This window comes from Anaerotignum faecicola (genome assembly GCA_024460105.1).
Lineage (GTDB): Bacteria > Bacillota > Clostridia > Lachnospirales > Anaerotignaceae > JANFXS01.
Map to the genome: position 1 here is coordinate 1 of JANFXS010000003.1, position 20766 is coordinate 20766.

General features: G+C 36.5%; 25 protein-coding genes, 1 tRNA gene, 2 pseudogenes and 1 other annotated feature. Of the genes and pseudogenes, 26 read left to right on the top strand and 2 right to left on the bottom strand.

Features of this window, described 5'->3' with window-relative positions; genetic code table 11:
• The 19 genes and pseudogenes from NE664_04955 to NE664_05045 all read left to right on the top strand — a co-directional run.
• Positions 1-398: phage tail protein (locus tag NE664_04955; GenBank protein MCQ4726011.1), on the top strand; the 398-nt coding region annotated here is incomplete at its 5' end.
• 13 nt (positions 399-411) lie between these two features.
• Entirely contained in the window at positions 412-879 is a 468-nt protein-coding gene (locus tag NE664_04960) for a phage tail tube protein (protein ID MCQ4726012.1), read from the top strand.
• A 472-nt stretch (positions 880-1351) separates the two neighbouring features.
• Positions 1352-1441, top strand: coding sequence for a putative holin-like toxin (locus NE664_04965; GenBank protein ID MCQ4726013.1), 90 nt, complete (start codon positions 1352-1354; stop codon positions 1439-1441).
• A 297-nt stretch (positions 1442-1738) separates the two neighbouring features.
• Complete coding sequence (locus tag NE664_04970; protein MCQ4726014.1) at positions 1739-2413, top strand: LysM peptidoglycan-binding domain-containing protein; 675 nt, start codon at positions 1739-1741, stop codon at positions 2411-2413.
• Positions 2406-3371 (top strand): annotated as a pseudogene (locus NE664_04975) (hydrolase). The gene NE664_04970 and the pseudogene NE664_04975 overlap by 8 nt, the downstream one beginning before the upstream one ends.
• A complete protein-coding gene (locus NE664_04980) occupies positions 3364-3630 on the top strand; it encodes a DUF2577 domain-containing protein (GenBank protein MCQ4726015.1) in 267 nt (88 codons plus the stop codon). The pseudogene NE664_04975 and the gene NE664_04980 overlap by 8 nt, the downstream one beginning before the upstream one ends.
• A gap of 51 nt (positions 3631-3681) precedes the next feature.
• Positions 3682-3969: pseudogene (locus NE664_04985) on the top strand (hypothetical protein).
• A gap of 68 nt (positions 3970-4037) precedes the next feature.
• A complete protein-coding gene (locus NE664_04990) occupies positions 4038-4373 on the top strand; it encodes a hypothetical protein (GenBank protein MCQ4726016.1) in 336 nt (111 codons plus the stop codon).
• Between the two features lie 63 nt (positions 4374-4436).
• Positions 4437-4775, top strand: a complete 339-nt coding sequence (locus tag NE664_04995) for a hypothetical protein (protein MCQ4726017.1) — start codon at positions 4437-4439, stop codon at positions 4773-4775.
• Between the two features lie 24 nt (positions 4776-4799).
• Positions 4800-5786: a hypothetical protein gene (locus NE664_05000; protein MCQ4726018.1), complete on the top strand. Its 987-nt coding sequence runs from the start codon at positions 4800-4802 to the stop codon at positions 5784-5786.
• Between the two features lie 193 nt (positions 5787-5979).
• On the top strand, positions 5980-6387 hold the full coding sequence (locus tag NE664_05005; protein ID MCQ4726019.1) for a DUF5986 family protein: 408 nt from the start codon (positions 5980-5982) through the stop codon (positions 6385-6387).
• 5 nt (positions 6388-6392) lie between these two features.
• On the top strand, positions 6393-6719 hold the full coding sequence (locus tag NE664_05010) for a DUF5986 family protein (protein MCQ4726020.1): 327 nt from the start codon (positions 6393-6395) through the stop codon (positions 6717-6719).
• Between the two features lie 24 nt (positions 6720-6743).
• Positions 6744-7763 carry an XRE family transcriptional regulator gene (locus NE664_05015; GenBank protein MCQ4726021.1) on the top strand — a complete coding sequence of 340 codons (1020 nt, stop codon included), beginning with the start codon at positions 6744-6746 and terminating at the stop codon, positions 7761-7763.
• A gap of 811 nt (positions 7764-8574) precedes the next feature.
• Positions 8575-9582: a hypothetical protein gene (locus tag NE664_05020; GenBank protein MCQ4726022.1), complete on the top strand. Its 1008-nt coding sequence runs from the start codon at positions 8575-8577 to the stop codon at positions 9580-9582.
• Between the two features lie 308 nt (positions 9583-9890).
• On the top strand, positions 9891-10130 hold the full coding sequence (locus tag NE664_05025) for a hypothetical protein (protein ID MCQ4726023.1): 240 nt from the start codon (positions 9891-9893) through the stop codon (positions 10128-10130).
• 53 nt (positions 10131-10183) lie between these two features.
• Entirely contained in the window at positions 10184-10471 is a 288-nt protein-coding gene (locus NE664_05030) for a hypothetical protein (protein ID MCQ4726024.1), read from the top strand.
• A 65-nt stretch (positions 10472-10536) separates the two neighbouring features.
• Positions 10537-10812, top strand: a complete 276-nt coding sequence (locus NE664_05035; GenBank protein ID MCQ4726025.1) for a hypothetical protein — start codon at positions 10537-10539, stop codon at positions 10810-10812.
• A 26-nt stretch (positions 10813-10838) separates the two neighbouring features.
• Complete coding sequence (locus NE664_05040) at positions 10839-10970, top strand: hypothetical protein (protein MCQ4726026.1); 132 nt, start codon at positions 10839-10841, stop codon at positions 10968-10970.
• A 205-nt stretch (positions 10971-11175) separates the two neighbouring features.
• Positions 11176-11535 carry an MmcQ/YjbR family DNA-binding protein gene (locus NE664_05045; GenBank protein ID MCQ4726027.1) on the top strand — a complete coding sequence of 120 codons (360 nt, stop codon included), beginning with the start codon at positions 11176-11178 and terminating at the stop codon, positions 11533-11535.
• A 231-nt stretch (positions 11536-11766) separates the two neighbouring features.
• Here NE664_05045 and NE664_05050 read toward each other — a convergent pair whose 3' ends face one another.
• On the bottom strand, positions 11767-13149 hold the full coding sequence (locus tag NE664_05050) for a TrpB-like pyridoxal phosphate-dependent enzyme (protein ID MCQ4726028.1): 1383 nt from the start codon (positions 13147-13149) through the stop codon (positions 11767-11769).
• A gap of 601 nt (positions 13150-13750) precedes the next feature.
• On the opposite strand from NE664_05050, the gene ispF reads away from it, so the two are divergent.
• The 7 genes from ispF (at position 13751) to NE664_05085 (ending at position 18504) form a co-directional block, all read left to right on the top strand.
• Complete coding sequence (gene ispF / locus NE664_05055; GenBank protein ID MCQ4726029.1) at positions 13751-14230, top strand: 2-C-methyl-D-erythritol 2,4-cyclodiphosphate synthase; 480 nt, start codon at positions 13751-13753, stop codon at positions 14228-14230.
• Positions 14227-14452, top strand: a binding site (T-box leader). (Overlaps the previous gene by 4 nt.)
• Positions 14453-14509: 57 nt before the next feature.
• Positions 14510-15916, top strand: coding sequence for a cysteine--tRNA ligase (gene cysS, locus NE664_05060; protein MCQ4726030.1), 1407 nt, complete (start codon positions 14510-14512; stop codon positions 15914-15916).
• 2 nt (positions 15917-15918) lie between these two features.
• On the top strand, positions 15919-16338 hold the full coding sequence (locus tag NE664_05065) for a ribonuclease III (protein MCQ4726031.1): 420 nt from the start codon (positions 15919-15921) through the stop codon (positions 16336-16338).
• Positions 16339-16340: 2 nt separating this feature from the next.
• A complete protein-coding gene (gene rlmB, locus NE664_05070; protein ID MCQ4726032.1) occupies positions 16341-17111 on the top strand; it encodes a 23S rRNA (guanosine(2251)-2'-O)-methyltransferase RlmB in 771 nt (256 codons plus the stop codon).
• Between the two features lie 3 nt (positions 17112-17114).
• Positions 17115-17636 carry an NYN domain-containing protein gene (locus tag NE664_05075; protein ID MCQ4726033.1) on the top strand — a complete coding sequence of 174 codons (522 nt, stop codon included), beginning with the start codon at positions 17115-17117 and terminating at the stop codon, positions 17634-17636.
• Positions 17637-17657: 21 nt separating this feature from the next.
• Positions 17658-18287, top strand: a complete 630-nt coding sequence (gene sigH / locus NE664_05080) for an RNA polymerase sporulation sigma factor SigH (GenBank protein ID MCQ4726034.1) — start codon at positions 17658-17660, stop codon at positions 18285-18287.
• Between the two features lie 144 nt (positions 18288-18431).
• Positions 18432-18504: transfer RNA gene (locus tag NE664_05085), tRNA-Thr, on the top strand.
• Positions 18505-18921: 417 nt separating this feature from the next.
• Here NE664_05085 and spoIVA read toward each other — a convergent pair.
• Complete coding sequence (spoIVA, locus tag NE664_05090; GenBank protein ID MCQ4726035.1) at positions 18922-20400, bottom strand: stage IV sporulation protein A; 1479 nt, start codon at positions 20398-20400, stop codon at positions 18922-18924.
• Positions 20401-20766 lie beyond the last annotated feature (366 nt).

The following is a 20766-nucleotide window of genomic DNA, read 5'->3' on the forward strand; positions in this document are numbered from 1 at the left end:
CGGTTAAAGCGGGAGAGCTTGTATTCCACAAAGTAGGGGATGAAATAAGGGTTTTAGAGGACGTGAACAGCTTTGTATCCGTAACCGTGGACAAAAACGAGGATTTTACAAGCAATCAGGTTATAAGGGTTCTTGACCAGATAGGAAACGACATAGCCGTGCTTTTCAATACAAAGTATCTCGGAAAGGTGCAGAACAACAACGCGGGAAGGCTTGCGTTCTGGAACGACATAGTTACTTACAACAAGGAGCTTGAAAGGCTTGAAGCTATTGAAGGGTTTATAAGCGACGATTTGACGGTTGAACAGGGAAACGATAAGAAAAGCGTCGTTGTGGTATGCCCCGTTTCGCCGGTGTGCGCTATGACGAAACTTTATATGACCGTTATCGTACAGTAAGGAGGGAAATATTATGGCAAATATAATGAAAGCGAAAGACGCCGTCGCCGCGTCGCTTGCGGAATGTTATGTTACCATAGACGGCAACAGATACAATTTTATGCATGCGATAAATCTTGAAGCGGCAGTCGAAAAAACAAAGACGGAAGTGCCCATACTGGGCAAAACGGGGAAAGGAAACAAAGCCAGCGGCTGGAAAGGCACGGGAAGCGCAACGTTCCATTACAATACCTCGGTTTTCAGGGAGCTTCTTACCAAATATAAAAACAGCGGCGAGGACACATACTTTGATATAATGGTTACGAACGAAGACAAAACCTCGGCAGTCGGAAGGCAGACCGTTATATTAAAGGACTGCAATGTAGACGGCGGCGTGCTTGCGAAATTTGATACCGAGGCTGAATACCTCGACGAGGAAATGGACTTTACCTTTGAAGACTGGGAGATACCGGAGAAGTTTACGCCGCTTGAGGGAATGTAAGCATACTGTTGCATTTTGGCGTACAGTGAAGTAAAATAATAATATGGGAGCCGTGGCGGGCGGCTGGCCTCCCTTTCGGTTAAGGAGGGAGGTGGAGCGTATGACTACATATGAAGCGTTAATGATAATGTTAACCTTTGCATTGGTTCTACTTGCTTTACTCTCTTATTTGAAGTAAGAGAATATAAAAAAAGTTGCCCCCACTAACTTTGGCAGAGTTTAGGGCAACTTAAACAAAAAACCGAGGTCAGCCGTTTGTGCGGCTCCTTACTTAACTATATTATAGCACAGAATAAAATATTGTAAAGATTTAAACGCCTGAATACGGGCATTTTTTAATGGAAGAATATCAAAAAATTTTGCTGAGTGAAGGAGTGATGTTGAATTTACACAGGTAATAAAGTAAAATAGTATTATGGGAACCGTGACAGGTAGTTGACCTCCCTTTTAACTAAGGAGGGAGGTGGAGCCTATGAGTACATATGAGGCATTGATGTCAATGTTTACATTTGCGCTTGTTTTATTGGCTTTACTCTCTTATATAGACAATAAGAGGAAATAAGAAAAACTACCTGCCATAAGAACTTTCGCGAGTTTGACAGGTAGTTAAACACAAACGGAGACCAACCACTTTGTGGCGGTTCCCTACTTAGTTATATTATACCATATAAAAAACCGTTGTAAAGGGGGGTTTACGAATGAGTTTGTTCGACATGATTATGTTGCCGATGTTGGCGGCCGCGCTGATACTTAATATACTAACCTACCGACGCACTTTAAAGTCAAGAAAAAAAGATAAATAAACAGCAGACGCCTGAATATTCAGGCGTTTTTATATTGCAAAAAAGGAGGGCGCAAAATGTACAAAGTATATCTGGGGGATCTGCTCCTTCCCGTAACGCCGTCGAAAATAGACCTTAAATACGGAAACAAAAACAAGACGGCGACGCTTATTAATTCGGAGGAAATAAACGTTTTAAATTCCATGGGGCTTACGGAAATATCCTTTGAAGCTATGCTTCCGAACTTTGAATACCCGTTTGCCGAATACGAGGACGGGTTTAAAGACGCGGGCGTAATGCTTGAGAAGATAAGGAATTTAAAGGCGTCGAAAAAACCGCTGATATTTAAAGTTATACGCCGCCTCCATGAAGAAGGCAGGGTATTGTTCTATACTGACGACTTTAAAGCGGCCGTTGAGGATCTGTCGTATACCGAGGACGCAAAAAACGGTTTTGACGTTACCGTCAAGATAAAGCTGAAACAGTATGTCGATTACGCCCCGGTTAAATTTACCGACAACGGCGACGGTACGGCGGACGTGGAAAAGGAAAGGGAGATAAGCGAAGAGAAAAAAGAAGAGATACCGTCGGAGGAAAACCCTCAAAGCTACACGGTACAGAAAGGCGACAGCCTTTGGGCTATATGCAAAAGGATTTACGGCGACGGCGGGAAATGGCGCGAGATTGCGGAGCTCAACGGTTTAAGCAACCCGCGGCTTATATATCCGGGGCAGGTGATAAAGCTTGCTTGAGATTTTTATATATAACGACGGCCAATGGTTTTCGCCTGTCGTACAGGACGGCGCAACATGGGAAACGGAGCGTTTCGGCAGCCCCGGCAAGCTTACGTTTTCGGTTATCAACACAAACTACGGCGGCGGGGAAGTTATCAACATACAGGAAGGCGATACTGTTAAACTGAAAGTTGACGGCCGGGATGTGTTTTACGGTTTTATATTCGCAAAGAAAAGGGACAAAGACCAAATCATATCTATAACGGCCTACGACCAGCTGAGGTATTTAAAGAACAAAGACGTAAAGAAGTATGATAACCTTACGACGGCGGGGCTTATAAGGGAAATAGCCGACGACTATTTTCTGGAGTGCGGGGAACTTGAGGACAGCGGCACGGCGTTAAGCCATATACATGACGGCGACACGCTTTTTGACATGATACTGTATTCAATGCAGGAAACGGCGCGCATAACGGGCGGCGGGTATGTCTTTTACGACGACTTTGGTAAGCTTACCCTTAAAAGCCTTGAACACATGGCCCTGGACTGTCTTATAGCCGAAAACACGGCGGAAAACTTTGACTACCAATCGTCTATAGACAGCGGGACGTACAACTATATAAGGCTTGTATACGAAAACAACGATACGGGCAAATAGGATCTGTATGAAACTAAGGACAGCGGAAACATACAGCGTTGGGGCAGGCTGCAATACTTTGAAAAAGTAAATAAGGAAGATAATAAAATCGCAAAGGCCGAAGCCATGCTTAAAATGTATGACGGCAAACGGAGGACACTTTCCGTTTCCGGCGCGTTTGGGGATATACGGGTGCGGGGCGGTTCCCTTGTGCCCGTTATATTGACTTTAGGCGACGTAGACGCTAAAAGCTATCTTCTTGCCGATAAGGTTAAGCATACGTTTAAAGACGGCCGCCATACAATGGATCTTACGTTAAGGGGAAACGTTTTTGTCTGACATTATAAGCATTATAAAAAAAGCCGCCGTCGAAGCGGTGGAATCGTCAAAGCCCTTCTGTGCCGTAACGGGTACGGTTGTTTCCGCAACCCCGTTAAGCATAGAAATAAGCCCGTATATAGTATTAAATTCGGAACAGCTTATATTAACCGACGCGGTAAGGGATTACAGCACGGAAATATCATTTGACGACAGTTCGGTAAAGAATAGCGGAATATTAACCCCATATTATGGGGTGGGTATAAGGTGTATAGAGTAAAAATATGTGGATATATAGAACTGGATATACAGTGAAAGGTGGAAAATATATATGAGGTTAGAGGAAAAAATAACAAAAGAGGTTGTACTAATTAGATATTATAATGTATTGTTTTATTTATTTTTTAGAGCTGGAATAGATGATTTTAAGAAACAATGTCTAGTAAATAGGATCGATGCGGGGGAAAGTGTGAGATTGAAACAAATACAGGAATGGTGTCATTGCCATTAAATTTCGTTTAAGACCAAATTTATTTATAGAAAAGATTTTTCGCTTAAAGCAAATTTGTGGAACTTATATTCATATGTAAGATTTAAGATTGATTCAATAGTAAGATAAAATGCTCTACAAATATGGTATACTTTATGTAACAGTTATGGTCTTAACTAACAAGAGGAGGAAGTTCTATGGCAAAGTATACAGATGATGAAATAAGAGCGATGAGTAAAATTACATGTAAGGTAGCAGGAGATTATTTAGGAATATCGCCAATGGCTGTGAGTATTGGAATGAGAAATAATTTATTACCAATTGGCTTTGCAGTACATAATGAGGAGCGTGATAGACGATTTTCAGAGAGTTGGTCATATTATATTATTGGAGAAAGATTAATTGCTTATAAGTACGGAAAGATTAATGAAATACAGGTTCATAATATTGAAAAAAATTTATCCGATATTATTGACAAATTTGAAGAAATGAGGAAAGACTTGCTTTTTATATTAAGCGAAAACGCAGAATAGAGGAATTAGAATTATTTGAGTATGCGTTTTCGCTTTCAAAATATAAGGATGAGGATAAAAAATATGAAGGGAGAAAGGTTTGGTATGAATGATTCTAATATGGTGTTGATAAATATGGAACAGTTATATGATGAGATTTGGAAAATATCTGTAGCCGGAGTTGCAAAAAAGTATAATTTACATTATGCAAAATTGATCGAAAGCTTAAAATCTTATGACATACCATATCCATCTTCTGGTTATTGGACAAGATTAGCATGTGGAAAAGATGTGTCTGGTGAGATAAAACCATTACCTCAAAAAGATTTTGATGATGTTTATTTGTATCCGGCAGAGTATTCTTCTGTTAAAAAACGTAAACAAAAAGATAACAATAAAAATGGTAGTTCAGAAGAACAATAATCAGAGATACGAAATGAAATCTCTGTGAACAAAACGGAAAAGCGTTTAATATGTGATATGCCAACTACAGTACTTTCTTTTTTAGAAGAAGAGGAAAGAGAGTGTGTAATTAATGAACTGGAAAACATTCAAGTCAAGCCGAATGCAAAAATACATCCTGTTTTGATTGAATATAAGAAATCAATTGAGGAATGGAAGAAGCATGAAAAGGAAAATACATATATAAGAAGAGGCCACTATGATTATTATAGAGGACAAAAAATAGAGCAACCTATTTTTATGAATGAAGTTTCTGAATCGGGTCTAAAAAGAATAATAGTAATCTTAGATACTTTATACAAGGTTATCGAAAAACTTGGAGGAGAAATAAAACAAGATTTATCGATAAAAGTCCGAGAAGACGTAGTAAGTGTCAGTTTTATAGAGGGGCAGGATAAAAAGATACATGAGCTGACAAAGCAGGAAGCGAAAGCACTTTTAGAATATAAAGAGAAGATAAAATTTCAGCAGTATGCTTCAAAACCACAGATTAAAAAATATGATTATTATTACAATGGAAAATTGCGAATTAAGTTCAGCAATGGGAAATATTTTAGAGATAATGAGCAACAACAAATTGAAGATAGAATCGATGAAATTATTATTGAATTGTATGAGATATCAGAAGAATATAGGATAAAAAGAAAAAAGAGAGAGGCAGAACATCGAAGATATTTAGAAGAACAACAACGAAAAAGAGAACTTGCAGAAAGGATAGAGCTGGAAAAGCAGAAGACACAAGAGTTAGTAAATGAAGCTAAAGATTATCAAATTGCTTGTGAAATAAGGAATTATATAGCAGCGTTAAAGGAAAGCGATAATTCAGATGAAATTGAAACAGAATGGTTTCAGTGGGCTGAGAAAAAGGCAGATTGGTTTGATCCTGCAATATCATCAGAAGACAAATTGTTAGGAAAGCGTAATCATAAGGCAGATCTAGAGGAAAACAACTTATTAGTAAAAAGAGAATGAATTCTTATAATTGGTAGCAATGATAAGTGAAATATCAGGACGGAAAAAGGTATATTAATAAATTTGTATAAAATTAAAATTACAAATCGACTTGGAAAAAAAACTAGAATTAGAAAAAATATTGACTTTTTTCTTGATATAGTAAAATATAATTGTCGAGATTATATAACATATCCAGAAAGGAGCCAATTGAATGTATTATAACAATAAAATACCATTTGAACAAGATAAAATTGAACTTGTGATTAAGTCTTTTGAAGACGGAGAATATTTATATATAGAGAATTACCGTGAACATCCGACTGTAACACAGAATGGTAAGGGTGCAACCATATGGAATAATATTTACACACAGCTTGCCAGCAATTTTAAAATTCCAGGGTATCAAACAGGGAAGATTTCAAGGGGGTTTTGGGATTTGCTTTATCTTTATGATGAAGAAACGAAATATCTTTATACTTTTATGAGAAAAAATAATTTCAAAAATCTGCAAAGCGGTCGAAAAAGAGATAAGCTGTTCCATTACGGTAATGTATTAAGTCGTTTAAATGGAGAGTTAGTAGGAACATATGAGATTCCTTATGAACAATTAGTTTCTTAGCTGAAATAAATGTTGATGAGGAAACGGATGCAAAACTAGAGGCTTTATTAAAAGATATGACCAGTTTGATTAACGGTAATATAGAAAGATATGCATTGATTTTAGTAGAATGTATAAGAGGGGAAGTAAAAGGAATTGAGTGTGTAATTCCCATTGCATATACAAATCCGATGTATAGAGAAGATTGGAGTGAATACATCAAGGCAGAATACGAAATGCCAGAGTATGATGTTCAAGAAACTCGTCCGGACGATGAGGCCATTATATTATATACAAATAATGAGGATATAGATTTAAGTGTAAAAACAGAGGAAGAAAAACAGGCAAAGTAAAAAGGATATTGGAGGTTTTAAGGTATGTCTATGTTAGAATCTTCATTCAATGGAGCAAGATTAAGGGCAGCACGTCAATACAATGGAATGACAATAAGTGAGGTAGCACAGGCTTTACATATTACAAATCAATCAGTTTCACAGTTTGAAAATAATAAGGTAGAGCCAAAGAACGAAAATGTATTTTTACTGAGTAATTTACTAGGATTTCCAAGAGAATATTTTTATGAAAGTGACAATCTTGAAATAACAATTGGAAACACATATTTTCGCTCATTGGCGTCAACTAGTAAGAAAGAGAGAAATGCACAAGTAGAAAAGGTACATCTTCTTGTTAAAATTTATGAAGGAATACAGACCTATATCCGATTTCCTAAATTTGATTTAGAACAACAGGATAGTATGAATCCGGAAGAACTTGCAGAATATGTTAGAGATAGATGGGGATTAGAAAATAGACCCATTTACAATTTGATTGATATAATGGAGAAGCATGGGATCATCATTAGTAGTGCATTTGAAAAAAACTCGAGTATTGATGCTTATAGCCACGTTGAAATCTTGGGAAATCAGATGGTTCCTATAGTTGTTTTGGGATATGAAAAAAATATTTTTCGTCAGCAATTTAATGCTGCACATGAATTAGGGCATATATTAACAGATGGTATGTATGAATTGGAAGAATTGTCCAAAGCAGAGTATAGGGACATGGAAAAATTTATGAACCAATTTGCAGGTGCGTTGCTTATGCCTAGGGATTTACTATTGAATGATTTGATGGGAAGATGGAAATTAGATCTGAGTTATTACATTGAATTAAAAAAGAAATATAGAGTTTCAGCACAAGCTTTAATTGTTCGTGCAAATCAGATTAGGGCAATTACAGCAAATCAGTATCAGTATTTAATGAAACAGATATCTCAAAATAATTATCGAAAAAGCGAACCGCTTGATGATGCTTATCAATTGATTTTTCCGAGATATTTGGAGCATGCGATGAACCTGATACGAAAAGAAAAAAAATTTCAGGTAATGAATTTATGAACCTTTTGAAATCAAAGGGAATTTCGTTACAGAAAGGTATGGTGGAAAAGCTTCTAAATTTGGAAGAAGGATTCTTGTTTGATGAAGTAAAAAATGAGGATAAAATTGTGCTGATAACACGTTAGTGAAAAATATAGAAATACTTGGGAGTTAAATTTCAGGTTAGAAGTAAGGTACCATGGAAATGAGTTTCCATGAGAAAAGAGGACATCGTTTGAGATACAAATTGTAAAAAAACGATGTCCTTTTAGTATAATAATCTAATAAAGGATTTTTGCCCAAGCTTTTCTGAAATAAAATAAATATTTCTCCGTAGCAGCGATGATAAATCATGATAAAATTGTATTATATAATTTGTTAATTCAGGAGGATCTAATTGCCATGTTTATTCAATCAATTGTTAAGAGATTAAAACCAAAATAGACATGCTAGAGAGAAAATATATTTTTCATATGAGAAAAACTATGATAACATTTTATTTGATGATATACTGTTAATATAAGAAGTTTTAAATCAAAGGATCTAAATAATAGTGATAGAACAATTGAGAAAAATTGATACAATATACGATTTATTGGCATTATGTTCTTCCTATATTTTAAACATGTACAGTCAGACTCTATATGAATTTGAATTGTTTGATAATGATGAATTTGATTGTGTGTACGATGCAGTGGAAAGATACTGTTGTTAATGTCAAGACAAAGGGCATAGGAAAGCATTTGAAGAATTAAAGGAATACATAATTTCTTTTATAGTTCCTGAGGCCACAATAGAAAAATGTTTTGCGGTAGTAAGATATATTGATGAGTTGGTTGAAGTGGAAATTAATAGTGGATTATTAGGGGGAAACAAAATTATTAAATACTCATCTATAAATTGGCAATATAAAGCTTGCGTAAGAATTATCCCTAAAATGAAATGGACATTTTTGGATAGAGGGGATTTGGAATTCAAAAGTCTTAGCAATAGTAAATATTCTTTATTTCGGGACAGAAGGGAATGTGAATGCTCTTCTTTGGATAAAGAAACGTTGAATTACATGATATGGGATAAAGTGCATCTAGAAAAATACCCAATGTGGATTTATCGCCTGGATGAAAAAAATCCTATTGCTAAACAGTTTTATGTAAAGGAGCAGATGACTTTTGGAATAGTTCCTTTTACCAATAAAAAGCTCGATGATATTTTAGATATTAAATATAAAAAAAGAGGCTTTTATATCGAGCAGATGTGTGTGGAAGCGGAAGAAGAGTTAAAGGATAGGTATGAAAATATTTGTTCGAGATGTGAAACCGAAGATATAGATTTTTTAGTATTCCCGGAGATGTTGATGACAGAAAAAATTATTTCTTCTATAAAGGGGAGGGATCAGAAACAGAGTCCTCGCATTATCATTAATGGTTCCATTTGGAAAGATTTTATGAATGAAACAATAGTCACAGATGGAAGAGGAGAAAAAATCTTCAGTTATTTAAAAAAAGAACCTTTCAAATTTTCGAGGGAAGATACGGAATATAGAGAATGTTTAAATCGAAGTAAAAATGGAGAATATTCTATTGTGGAAATAGAAGGAATATGCAGAATCGGCGTTACAATTTGTAAAGATTTAATTGGCAAAGAGGTTAAATTATTCCATAAATGTGTTGGTACAGACATATTAATTGTTCCGGCATATACAAAATCTATATCTGCGGAAGAATTATCACAGGAGTATAATTGCGTTGTGGTAGTAGCTAATGCATGTTCAGCTTTGGAAGAAACTAAAAAGATAATTTCTAATAGAATAATTGGCTTTGTCACATTACCCGTTAAATGAGATACGGATAGATCTAGAATTGTTTTAATGTACACACAAAATGATTGTACTAGGGAATGTGAATGCAAATGTGTTGGAAAAAAAGTGGTGGTAAATTTTTATAAAACTGAAGAATATACAGACGGGATTAGCTATGAAGTGTAGGAAGAAACATTTTAGATGCTATATTAAAAAGGTAAAAGAAGAGGTGCTATATGGGAAAAAGTGAATGGCAGAAAATCTCTTACATAGAGGACAGAAATGATGATTAAAAAGAGATATATCTGCAAGAATTAGGAAAATCCGTGCATAGCTATATTAAAACAGGTGTGAGAAATACTCAGTTAGATGATTTAATTGAATTGGAAGAAGAATTTCAGAAAAGATATGAAGAGCGTTTCAATGTAAGAAAAATTGCTGAGTTGATATCACAATCAAACATAGAGAAAATATCACAAATCGAGAAAACGTATTGGTTAAAGCTTGAAAAGAAAAGTGATGATACAATATGTGAAGAGAATAAACGACAAATTGATGTAAAAAAGTTTCTGATCATATTTCTGAAGTAGTTGTTGAAGTTGCTTATAATAAGTTGCAGAATGTTATAAAGGATACGGCGTATTTGAGCCATATGAATATGCTGTATGAATTATATGAACAAGAAGAACGATTGCGTAGTGAAGAAGAAGAGTATGAAAAAATCTCGGAAAAATTTCAAAAGATGGCTGATATTACAAGAAGCCTTAGTCAAGAAAGAAGAATGAAAATAGAGCAACTTCAAAAACAAACGGATATTTCTGAAAAAGAATTGGAAAGTTTGTTAAATAATATTTTAATATACGTAAAAAAAAGGATAGTATCCAAATCTCTTTATCGCCAGCAGGAAAAAAGTATTGTGATTACATTATGAATTCAAAATAAAAGTATTCTAAGAAGACTTTAGAACAAATAGTCTATAAGAATTGTGATAGATTAATGGAATCATTAGAAACTTCCTGCGATAGAGGCTTAGAATTTAATCTTAAATTAGAAGAAATTTCGCCTGAAAAGGATAGAGCACTTCAAACTAAATATCACAAATTAATGCAAAAATTCATTTCAGAGAATGAAGAAATTTATACGGAAAATGGTTATATAATTAATGAAGAGAAAGAGAGCATGTATAGAAATAATGAAAAAATAGAATTAGAATTCCAAGATAGTGGGATTAAGAAGACAATTGAATTATTTAACATAATTATAAGTCACTAATAAATTTAATAGTATAAGGTATTATTTTGGCTAAAAGACCAGTACTAAAAACAGTAGGTGCAGGGACAGAAGAACTTTTTAAGATTATTAAAGAAGCTGATATCTTATTTGAAAAAATAGAAGAACCATTTAATATTTATGAATATTGCAAAAAGTAGAAATTTTTTCAGCAAAAAAAATAAGGATAACGTTTAATTGTCGTTATCCTTATTTTTTGTTTTATCAACTAATCTGGTTTCCTTTGAGGAATTTGAATAACAATGCTATAATAGGAAAGGAAGGCGGGGCAGATATCCTGCCTGTAAAAATATGAAAAGTACAATCATAAGATTGATAAAATCGAGGAGCTGGGGAGTGGAATGTTTGAAACGGGAAGAGATTTATGAATATGTAAAGAAACAATACGGAACCGTTCCGGAATATCTTTGGAAGGAATCACCGGAAAGTGCGGTGCTGCGGCATCAGAATGGAAAATGGTATGCGGTGTTAATGCAGGTTGAAAAATCCAGGCTGGGATTAGAAGGAGATACAAAAGTAGACATCATCGATGTGAAATGTGATCCGGATATGGTGGGACTGTTGACACAGACCTATGGATTTTTATCGGGGTATCATATGAATAAGAAATACTGGATCACCATGCTGTTGGACGGAACTGTAAGCGAAGCGAAAATCTTAGACTTTTTGGATATGAGTTATGATTTGATAGATGGGAAAATATAATAAATGCTAATTGCAGTTCTCACATATTTTGCGTAGAATGTAATTAGAAAAACTGTGCATCAGCAGTGGGTTAACACCTAAAATCTGATACGTTTTCCGAACGCAGGTGTCGGAGGTTGGCAGACAACGGAAAAATCAACCATGAGAAGGGAATATTTAATGCTGTGGCATGAACATTCCCTTTTCTAAATTGCATAGGATAAGGACACATATAGCGAACAGATCAGGTTTTCAGGATTTTACTGTCACTATGGGAAGTTTGCTACGATAAACAGCCAGTTCTTCATCAGATAGAATGTAATCATCCATATCGCCATCGTGGAATTTTTCATATGCAACCATATCAAAATATCCGGTGCCTGTAAGACCAAATACAATTGTTTTTTCTTCCCAGTTATTTTTGCATTTCAATGCTTCATCAATAGCAACACGTATCGCATGGGAACTTTCCGGTGCAGGCAAGATTCCTTCTACTCGAGCAAAGTACTCGGCTGCTTCAAAGACTTCAGTCTGTTTTACGCTGGTTGCTTCCATAAATCCCTGATGGTAAAGCTCCGATAGAGTTGAACTCATGCCATGATAGCGAAGACCACCTGCGTGGTTCGCAGAAGGGATAAAGTCACTGCCAAGAGTATACATCTTTGCAAGTGGGCATACCATTCCTGTGTCACAAAAGTCGTAGGCATATATACCTCTGGTAAAACTAGGACAAGATGCCGGTTCGACAGCTATGATACGGTAATCTGTTTCTCCACGAAGTTTTTCTCCCATAAATGGTGCGATCAGACCACCAAGATTAGACCCGCCGCCAGCACATCCAATAATAATATCCGGCTTAATATTGAATTTATCGAATGCAGCTTTGGTTTCCAAACCAATCACAGATTGATGCAGAAGTACCTGATTAAGAACGCTGCCTAACACATACCGATAACCATCGCTTGTTACAGCTTTTTCTACAGCTTCGGAGATGGCACAGCCGAGGCTTCCGGTAGTTCCTGGATGTTCTGCAAGAATCTTTCTTCCAACTTCTGTTTCCATAGAAGGAGACGGTGTCACTGATGCACCGTATGTGCGCATGACTTCACGTCGAAAAGGTTTTTGTTCATAAGAGCATTTTACCATATATACTTTACAGTCAAGATCAAAGTAGGAACAAGCCATGGAAAGGGCAGTACCCCATTGACCGGCTCCGGTTTCTGTAGTCACTCCTTTAAGTCCCTGCTTTTTAGCGTAATAGGCTTGTGCAATGGCTGAGTTTAGTTTATGGCTGCCACTGGTGTTATTTCCTTCAAATTTGTAATAGATTTTTGCAGGAGTTCCCAGCTTTTCCTCCAGACGGTAAGAACGTACAAGAGGAGATGGACGATACATTTTATAGAACGATCGAATTTCTTCCGGAATTTCAAAGTAAGCAGTATCATTGTCAAGTTCCTGTGCAATCAGTTCCTCACAGAATACACCTGCCAGTTCTTCAGCTTTCATCGGTTGGTGTGTGCCGGGATTTAATAATGGCGCCGGTTTCTGTTTCATATCAGCACGCAGATTGTACCATGCTTTTGGCATCTCAGATTCATTCAGATAGATTTTGTAGGGGATTTTTTCGTTTTTCATAGTCATTACCTCCGGATAAGTTTTTTAAAATCTTTTGAGTTGTTACTTCTGTGTGGCCATTCGGCGCCATCGTTTGGTTAATAACATATCATTCGCCTCCTCACAATAAGGGAAAACTCCAGTGAATTTTATTCTGAGACAGGGAATTATAAACAAAAACGCCCCTGACAGAATACAACTATCTGTCAAGGACGAATCACGTACAAATATATACAGTACGACACTATCCGCGGTGCCACCTTGATTCATAGGATTACCCCTATGCACTTAGCAGAATACCAACATATCCCCGGCAACTTACGTATGCCTGCACGTTGCAGAATACTAGGTGTAAATAAATATACACTTTTGACTGCACCCTCAGCGGTCCATTTGACAACTTGTTTCTCACCTGACTCTCAGCAACACAGGCTCTCTGTAAAGGCATCATTGCCGTTATCTCCGCTTCAACGGTTTATCATATTGAATTGACATGATACTAACACGGATTTATATGGGTGTCAATAGGTAAGTTAAAAAACTGGAAAATTTTTTTTGCTTAAGATATAATATGCCATATCAATGGTATTTTTAAATTATAATTAAATAAAGGAGCGTGTAAATGTTGCGTATAGGTAACGGATATGATGTGCATAAACTTGCTGAAGGAAGGAAACTTATAATAGGCGGCGTTGAAATCCCGTATGAAAAAGGGCTTTTAGGCCATTCTGATGCGGACGTCCTCGTACATGCGGTAATGGATTCCCTGCTTGGGGCTGCGGCTCTCGGCGATATTGGAAAACATTTTCCCGACAATTCAGAAAGATACAAAGATATTTCCAGCATTTTTCTTCTTAAAAATGTTTTTTCCTTGCTAGAAAATGAAGGATATAGTATAATAAATATCGATGCATCTATAATTGCCCAGGAACCTAAAATGGCGCCATATATTGAAATTATGCGGAAGAATATAGCCGACGCTTTAAATATCGATATGGGAGCGGTTAATATTAAGGCCACAACGGAAGAAGGCCTTGGGTTTACGGGAAGGGGCGAAGGAATAGCCGCATCAGCTGTTTGCCTTATCGAAAAAATCAAATAAAAGCTAAGACGGAAAGAGTAGCCTTTTTAGATTTACAAAGAGATAACTGTATTGGTGGAAGCAGTTTTAAATCAAAGCGGTGAAGTGCATTCCCGAGCTCTGCAGGCGAAAGAAACATGTCTACTAGCCTGCGGCGTGCGGCCGCGTTACGGCTTTCGGTAAAAGCGGGGAGTAATCCCAATTTAGAGTGGAACCGCGGAGTCTAAATGCTTCGCCTCTTGATTGTTTGTCAAAGGCGGGGCATATTTTAGTATAAATGAAAAAGGAGAGTGTTATTTAATGAAAGTTTATAATACACTTACAAGAAAAAAAGAAGAGTTCATCCCCATTGAAAAAGGCAAGGTAAAAATGTATGTCTGCGGCCCTACAGTGTATGATTATATTCATATAGGCAACGCGCGCCCATACGTTACATTCGATACCGTACGCCGGTATTTGGAATATAAAGGTTTTGAAGTTACTTATATACAAAATTTTACCGACGTTGACGATAAAATAATTAAAAAAGCAAATGATGAAAATACAACTATGGAGGTCATCAGCAACAGATATATTGAAGAATGTTTTAAAGATGCCGACGGCCTTAACGTGAAAAGAGCTTCTCATCATCCTCGGGTTACCGAAGAAATGGATCATATAATAGAAATGATAGCGGAACTTATTGAAAAAGGCCATGCATATGAGGTTGACGGAACAGTATATTATGATACAAAGTCATTTCCGGAATACGGAAAATTAAGCCGCAAAAACCTTGATGAACTTATTGCCGGCGCAAGCGAGCGTGTCGAAATTGACAGCGCTAAGAAAAATCCGACGGATTTTGTGCTTTGGAAACCTTTTAAGCCGGGAGAGCCGAAATGGCAGTCGCCGTGGGGTGAAGGAAGGCCGGGATGGCATATAGAATGTTCTGTAATGGCCAAAAGGTATCTTGGGCCTACGATTGATATACATGCCGGAGGAGAGGATTTAATTTTTCCTCATCATGAAAATGAAATAGCGCAAAGCGAAGCCTGCAACTGTGCGCCTTTTGCTAAATATTGGCTTCATAACGGGTTTATAACAATAGATAATGAAAAAATGAGCAAATCGGCAGGCAACTTCTTTACAGTAAGGGATATTGCGTCACAGTTCCCTTATGAAGTAATAAGGTTCTTTATATTAAACGGACATTACAGAAGCCCCATAAATTTCAGCCGCGATTTGATGGAAGCATGCCAAAACGGCCTTGAAAGGATTAAAAACTGCAAAAAGGATCTGGAATATTACATTGAAAACTGTAAAGAAGAAACGGCTAAAAGCATAGAAAATACGGAAGATATTGAAAGATTCAGAAATGAATTTGAAGAAGCAATGGACGATGATTTTAACACTGCCGATGCAGTGACGGCCGTTTATGAACTGGTTCGTTTTATCAATAAAAACAGCAAAGAGAATGTATCGAAAGATTTTGCAGAAAAAGAAATGGATATGCTTAAAACGCTTACAGGCATTTTGGGCATAGCCGAAAATATTTCAAATTCAGAAAACGACGAGGATGTTTCAAAAATCGAAGAACTCATTGCAAAAAGGGCGGAAGCTAAGAAAAATAAGGACTTTGCATCGGCAGACGCTATCCGCGACGAACTGTCTGCAATGGGCATAACTATAAAAGACACGCGTCAGGGCGTTCAGTGGTTCAGGTCATAAAAATGGAAAAATTATCTGATATTAAAAATATATACGGCTGCAAAGATCCAAAGGAGCTCTCTCCTTTGGTGCTTGCATATATAGGCGACGCTGTTTTTGAAATATTTGTACGTTCAAAAGTCCTTTTTGAGTTCGGAAATGCTCCGGTAAATAAAATGCATAAAAGGAGCAGGGAAATGGTAAAGGCAAAAGGCCAGTCAGATATGTATTTCAGTATACAAAATTTACTGACAGACGAAGAGGAAGCGGTTTTCAGGCGTGGACGAAATGCAAAAAGTCATACTGTGCCTAAAAATGCGGATTTAATGGATTACAGATGCGCGACAGGCCTTGAAGCCGTTTTTGGATATTTATACTTAAAAGGCGATATAAAGAGGCTTGAAGAGCTTTTTACGGCCGGAACTGATATAAAGGAGAAGTAGATTTGGAAAGAAAAAAATTTAGGGAAGACGGAAAAGACTTTAACGAAAATCAGGTTGAAGGAAGAAACGCCATACTTGAAGTTTTAAAAAGCGGCAGGGATGTTGAAAAAATAATTGTTGCAAAAGGCAATGTCGAAGGCACGATCAGAAGGATTACAGCCATGGCGGCCGAAAGAGGAATTGTCGTTCAGCAAACTGACAGGCAAAGGCTTGATGAAATGAGCCAGACTAAAAACCATCAGGGCGTTATAGGTTTTGTATCGGCGCATCAATATGTCGGCATACATGATATAATTGAAATTGCAAAGCAAAAAGGCGAAGAGCCTTTTATAATAATTCTTGACGGTATAACCGATCCGCATAACCTCGGCGCAATATTAAGAACTGCCGACGCAAGCGGAGCACATGGCGTGATAATACCGAAAAGACGCGCCGTAGGCTTAACTGCAACGGTTTCAAAAACGTCAGCCGGAGCAATAGAATATGTTCCGGTTGCAAAGGCGGTTAATCTTTCAAGCGCTATAGAAGAACTTAAAAAAGAAGGGCTATGGATCGCCTGCGCGGACATGGAAGGCAGGGAATATTTTGATTCGGATTTAAAAGGTTCTTTAGCGCTTGTTATAGGCAGTGAAGGCGACGGCGTAAGCAGGCTTGTAAGAGAAAACTGCGATTTTTCCGTATCAATACCAATGAAAGGGAAAATTTCTTCTCTTAACGCGTCGGTTGCCGCCGCGCTTTTAATGTATGAAGTGGTAAGGCAGCGCAGGGGATAAATTATGAATAAAAATTTTCTGTTGGTTGACGGATATAATATTATACATGCATGGGATAATCTCAAAGAGATGTCGGAAGTCAGCCTTGAAAGCGCTAGGGCAAAATTAATGGAGATAATGAGCAATTATCAAGGGTTTAAAAGCCATATAACCGTTATAGTAGTTTTTGACGGTTACCTTGTTAAAGGAAATATTGGCGCTGTTTATGAATATGACAATATATTTGCAGTGTACACAAAAGAGGCTGAAACGGCGGATCACTATATTGAAAAAACAGTAAACAGCCTCCCACGCGAATGTAACGTGCGGGTGGCGACGTCAGATGGGCTCGAACAGCTTATAATTTTGGGACATGGCGCTGTCAGGATGTCTGCAAAAGAACTTAAAAACGAAGTTGAATCTGTGAATACGCATATGCGCGAAAGATATATTGAAAGAAGGCCTCCTAAAAATAACCTTTTGATGGACAATCTTGACGAAAATACTAAAAATATACTTGAAAAAATGAGGCGCGGTCTTCATTAAGCAATAAAACGGGGTGTAATTTTGGCACAAACGGACTTTCATAATTTAAAAGATGAAGAAATTATTTCGTATATAAAAAATGGCGATTTGGATGCCCAGGAATATATAATGAATAAATATAAGACTCTTGTTAAAAGCAAGGCGAGAGCATATTTTCTTGTTGGAGCCGACAGGGAAGATATTATTCAGGAAGGGATGATCGGCCTTTATAAAGCGGTAAGGGATTATCAGCCCGATAAAAACACTGCGTTCAGAAGCTTTGCTGAGCTTTGCATTAACAGGCAGATGATAACGGCAATAAAAACTGCCGGAAGACAGAAACATATACCGCTTAATTCTTCTGTTTCCCTAAACAGACCGGTTTTCGATGAGCAGGAGGAACAGACATATATGGATATACTTGAAAATGCTGAGGTTACAAGCCCCGAAATTCTTTTTATAGGGCAGGAAGATAAATCTTTTATAATGGAACATATAAAAGAGGTTTTGAGCAGTTTTGAAAATAAAGTGCTGTCTATGTATCTTCAGGGCAGAACATACAGCGAAATTGCTTTTTTAATGGGAAAGCCTGAAAAATCAATAGATAACGCCTTGCAAAGAGTTAAAAAGAAAATAGAAAAATTTATTGATAAAAGAAAACTTGACGGCTGATTTCATTTATGATATTATTATCTGCGTTGGATATATTAAAGCTGTTAATTTAAATATTTCCGGGAACTTGCATTTCCGGAAATATTTCCGATAATTATCATATAATTTTCTCTGTTAGAATATGATAGTATAAAACCTTTATTTGCTGTTGTAGCTCAGTTGGTAGAGCACCGCATTGGTAGTGCGGAGGTCTCGGGTTCGAATCCCGTCAACAGCTTTTTTGTTTGCAAAAAATCATTCAAAACTATTGTCTGAATATTAAGCAGACTTTATTTCTGATTATAGTTTATTTATAATATGCTTTAAATTTAATATGAAATGCATAAAAGCATAATTTCTGTAGCCATTTATAATTTATTTAATATTTTTTTATTTATCTTATGAATATATTGTTTTCATGTATATAAAAAATAATTCATAATAAATTAAATAAAAGTATGGATAAGCCGATAATTTTGCATCTTTCGTTTTTTCGTATCCTGTTTATTACAAATATCTGTTTGGTAAAGCATATATTTACAGACGATATTTTCTTACAATTTGATTTTGTATTTTGACTAAATTAAACTGGAATAAAAAGGGAGTTACTGTATTTTTACAGGAACTCCCTTTTTGATAAATTTAATTTTTTGTATTAAAGCAAAATACAAATGAGTCCGCCGTTTCCTTCGTTTATAATTTTTTCAAGAGTTTCCTGAAGCTTAAACTGCGCATCTTCGGGCATTCTGTAAAGCTTATTGTTCATGCCGTCGGCAACAAGGGATTCAAGGCTCCTGCCAAAAAGATTAAGTTCCCAAATTTTTTGAGGATTGTCCGCAAAATCCCTTTTAAGCGCATCCATATAGTCTTTTGTTTGCTCTTCGGTTCCTATTATAGGGCTTACTTCCGCTTCAATATCAGCTTTTATAACGTGTATACTTCTGCCTTTCGCCTTAAGGCGTATTCCGTATCTTGACCCCTGCTTATAAAGTTCAGGCTCTTCTAGAGTAATGTCGGAAAAGCTTGGCATAACTATACCGTATCCCTTATGTTTTGCATCTGCAAGCGCTGTGCCCATTTTTCCGTATTCATCCTTAATTTGTGAAAGTTCTTTAATTACGGAGATTAATTGATAATCATTTTCAAGCGGCATGCCCAAAGTTTCGCTGAGCACTTTATAGAAAAGGCCTTCGTCAAATACGATTTCAACATCGGCATTGCCTGTTCCCAAGTTTATATTATCAACAAACGCTTTCCGTATGTATGGATTTTCTTTAAAAATTTCAACCTGTTTTTTAACGTCTCCTACTTTATTTACATTTTTCATTATTTCTTTTAAAGAAGAGACAAGAGCTTTTTTGATATAATGGTTAAAATCAAGCGTATCAATCCATTGAGGCATATTAAAGCCTATTTCTTTAACAGGGAATTGAAGAAGTATACTGCTCAGTATTTCGATAATATCATCTTCTTTCAGCTGAGCACAGTTAACCGGTATAACGGTTTCACAGTATTCCTCTTCCATTTTTTCTTTAATGGCAAGCGTTTCGGCAGAAAAAGGGTGGGTTGAATTGAGAAGTACAACAAACGGTTTATTGAGTTCTTTAAGTTCTTCTATAACGCGTAATTCGGCTTCTTTGTAATTTTCAGCCGGTATATCAGTTATACTTCCGTCGGTCGTAACAACAATTCCTATTGTAGAGTGGTCTTTGATTACTTTTTCAGTGCCCGTTTCGGCTGCTTTTTCAAAAGGCATTGGCTCGCTGCTCCAAGGGGTGTTGACCATTCTCGGCATGTCGCCTTCCATATGCCCTTCGGCGCCTTTTATAAGATAACCGACACAGTCAATCATTCTTACGTTGAGATTTATATTTTCTCCCATTGTAATCGCCACCGGCTCGTTTGGTATAAATTTCGGTTCAGTTGTCATAATTGTTTTTCCGGCCGCACTCTGCGGCAATTCGTCGCGCGTTCTTTCGCGTACATAATCATCATCAATATTTTTCAGCACAAGCATATCCATAAATCTTTTGATAAATGTTGATTTACCGGTTCTTACAGCTCCGATTACGCCGATATAAATGTTGCCTTCGGTCCTTTCGGCTATGTCTTTATAAATATCATACTGCTCCATAAAAGCCCCTCCTCTATGTCAGAAATGTATTAATACAATTAAATATATGAGAGCTTTTTTATTAATATTCTAAAGTCGGCAATAATCTGTTTTTATATTTCGGAAACAATATTTTAAATTTAATCTTATAACTAATTAACTTAAGTATTTATACAATATTCGGCAGCGACGATTTATTTGTTTTATTGAAGAATCAGAAGAATTTTTTTTATAAAAGCAAAAAAAGAATAAAATATGCAAAATATTTTAAAAAAGTGTATCCGAAAATAGTGACAAATATGGTTAATTGTTGTATGATTATAAAACATGCACACACACTTTACATTGTTAAAGTGTTTTTGCTTTAAATCAGCCGAAAAATTATTT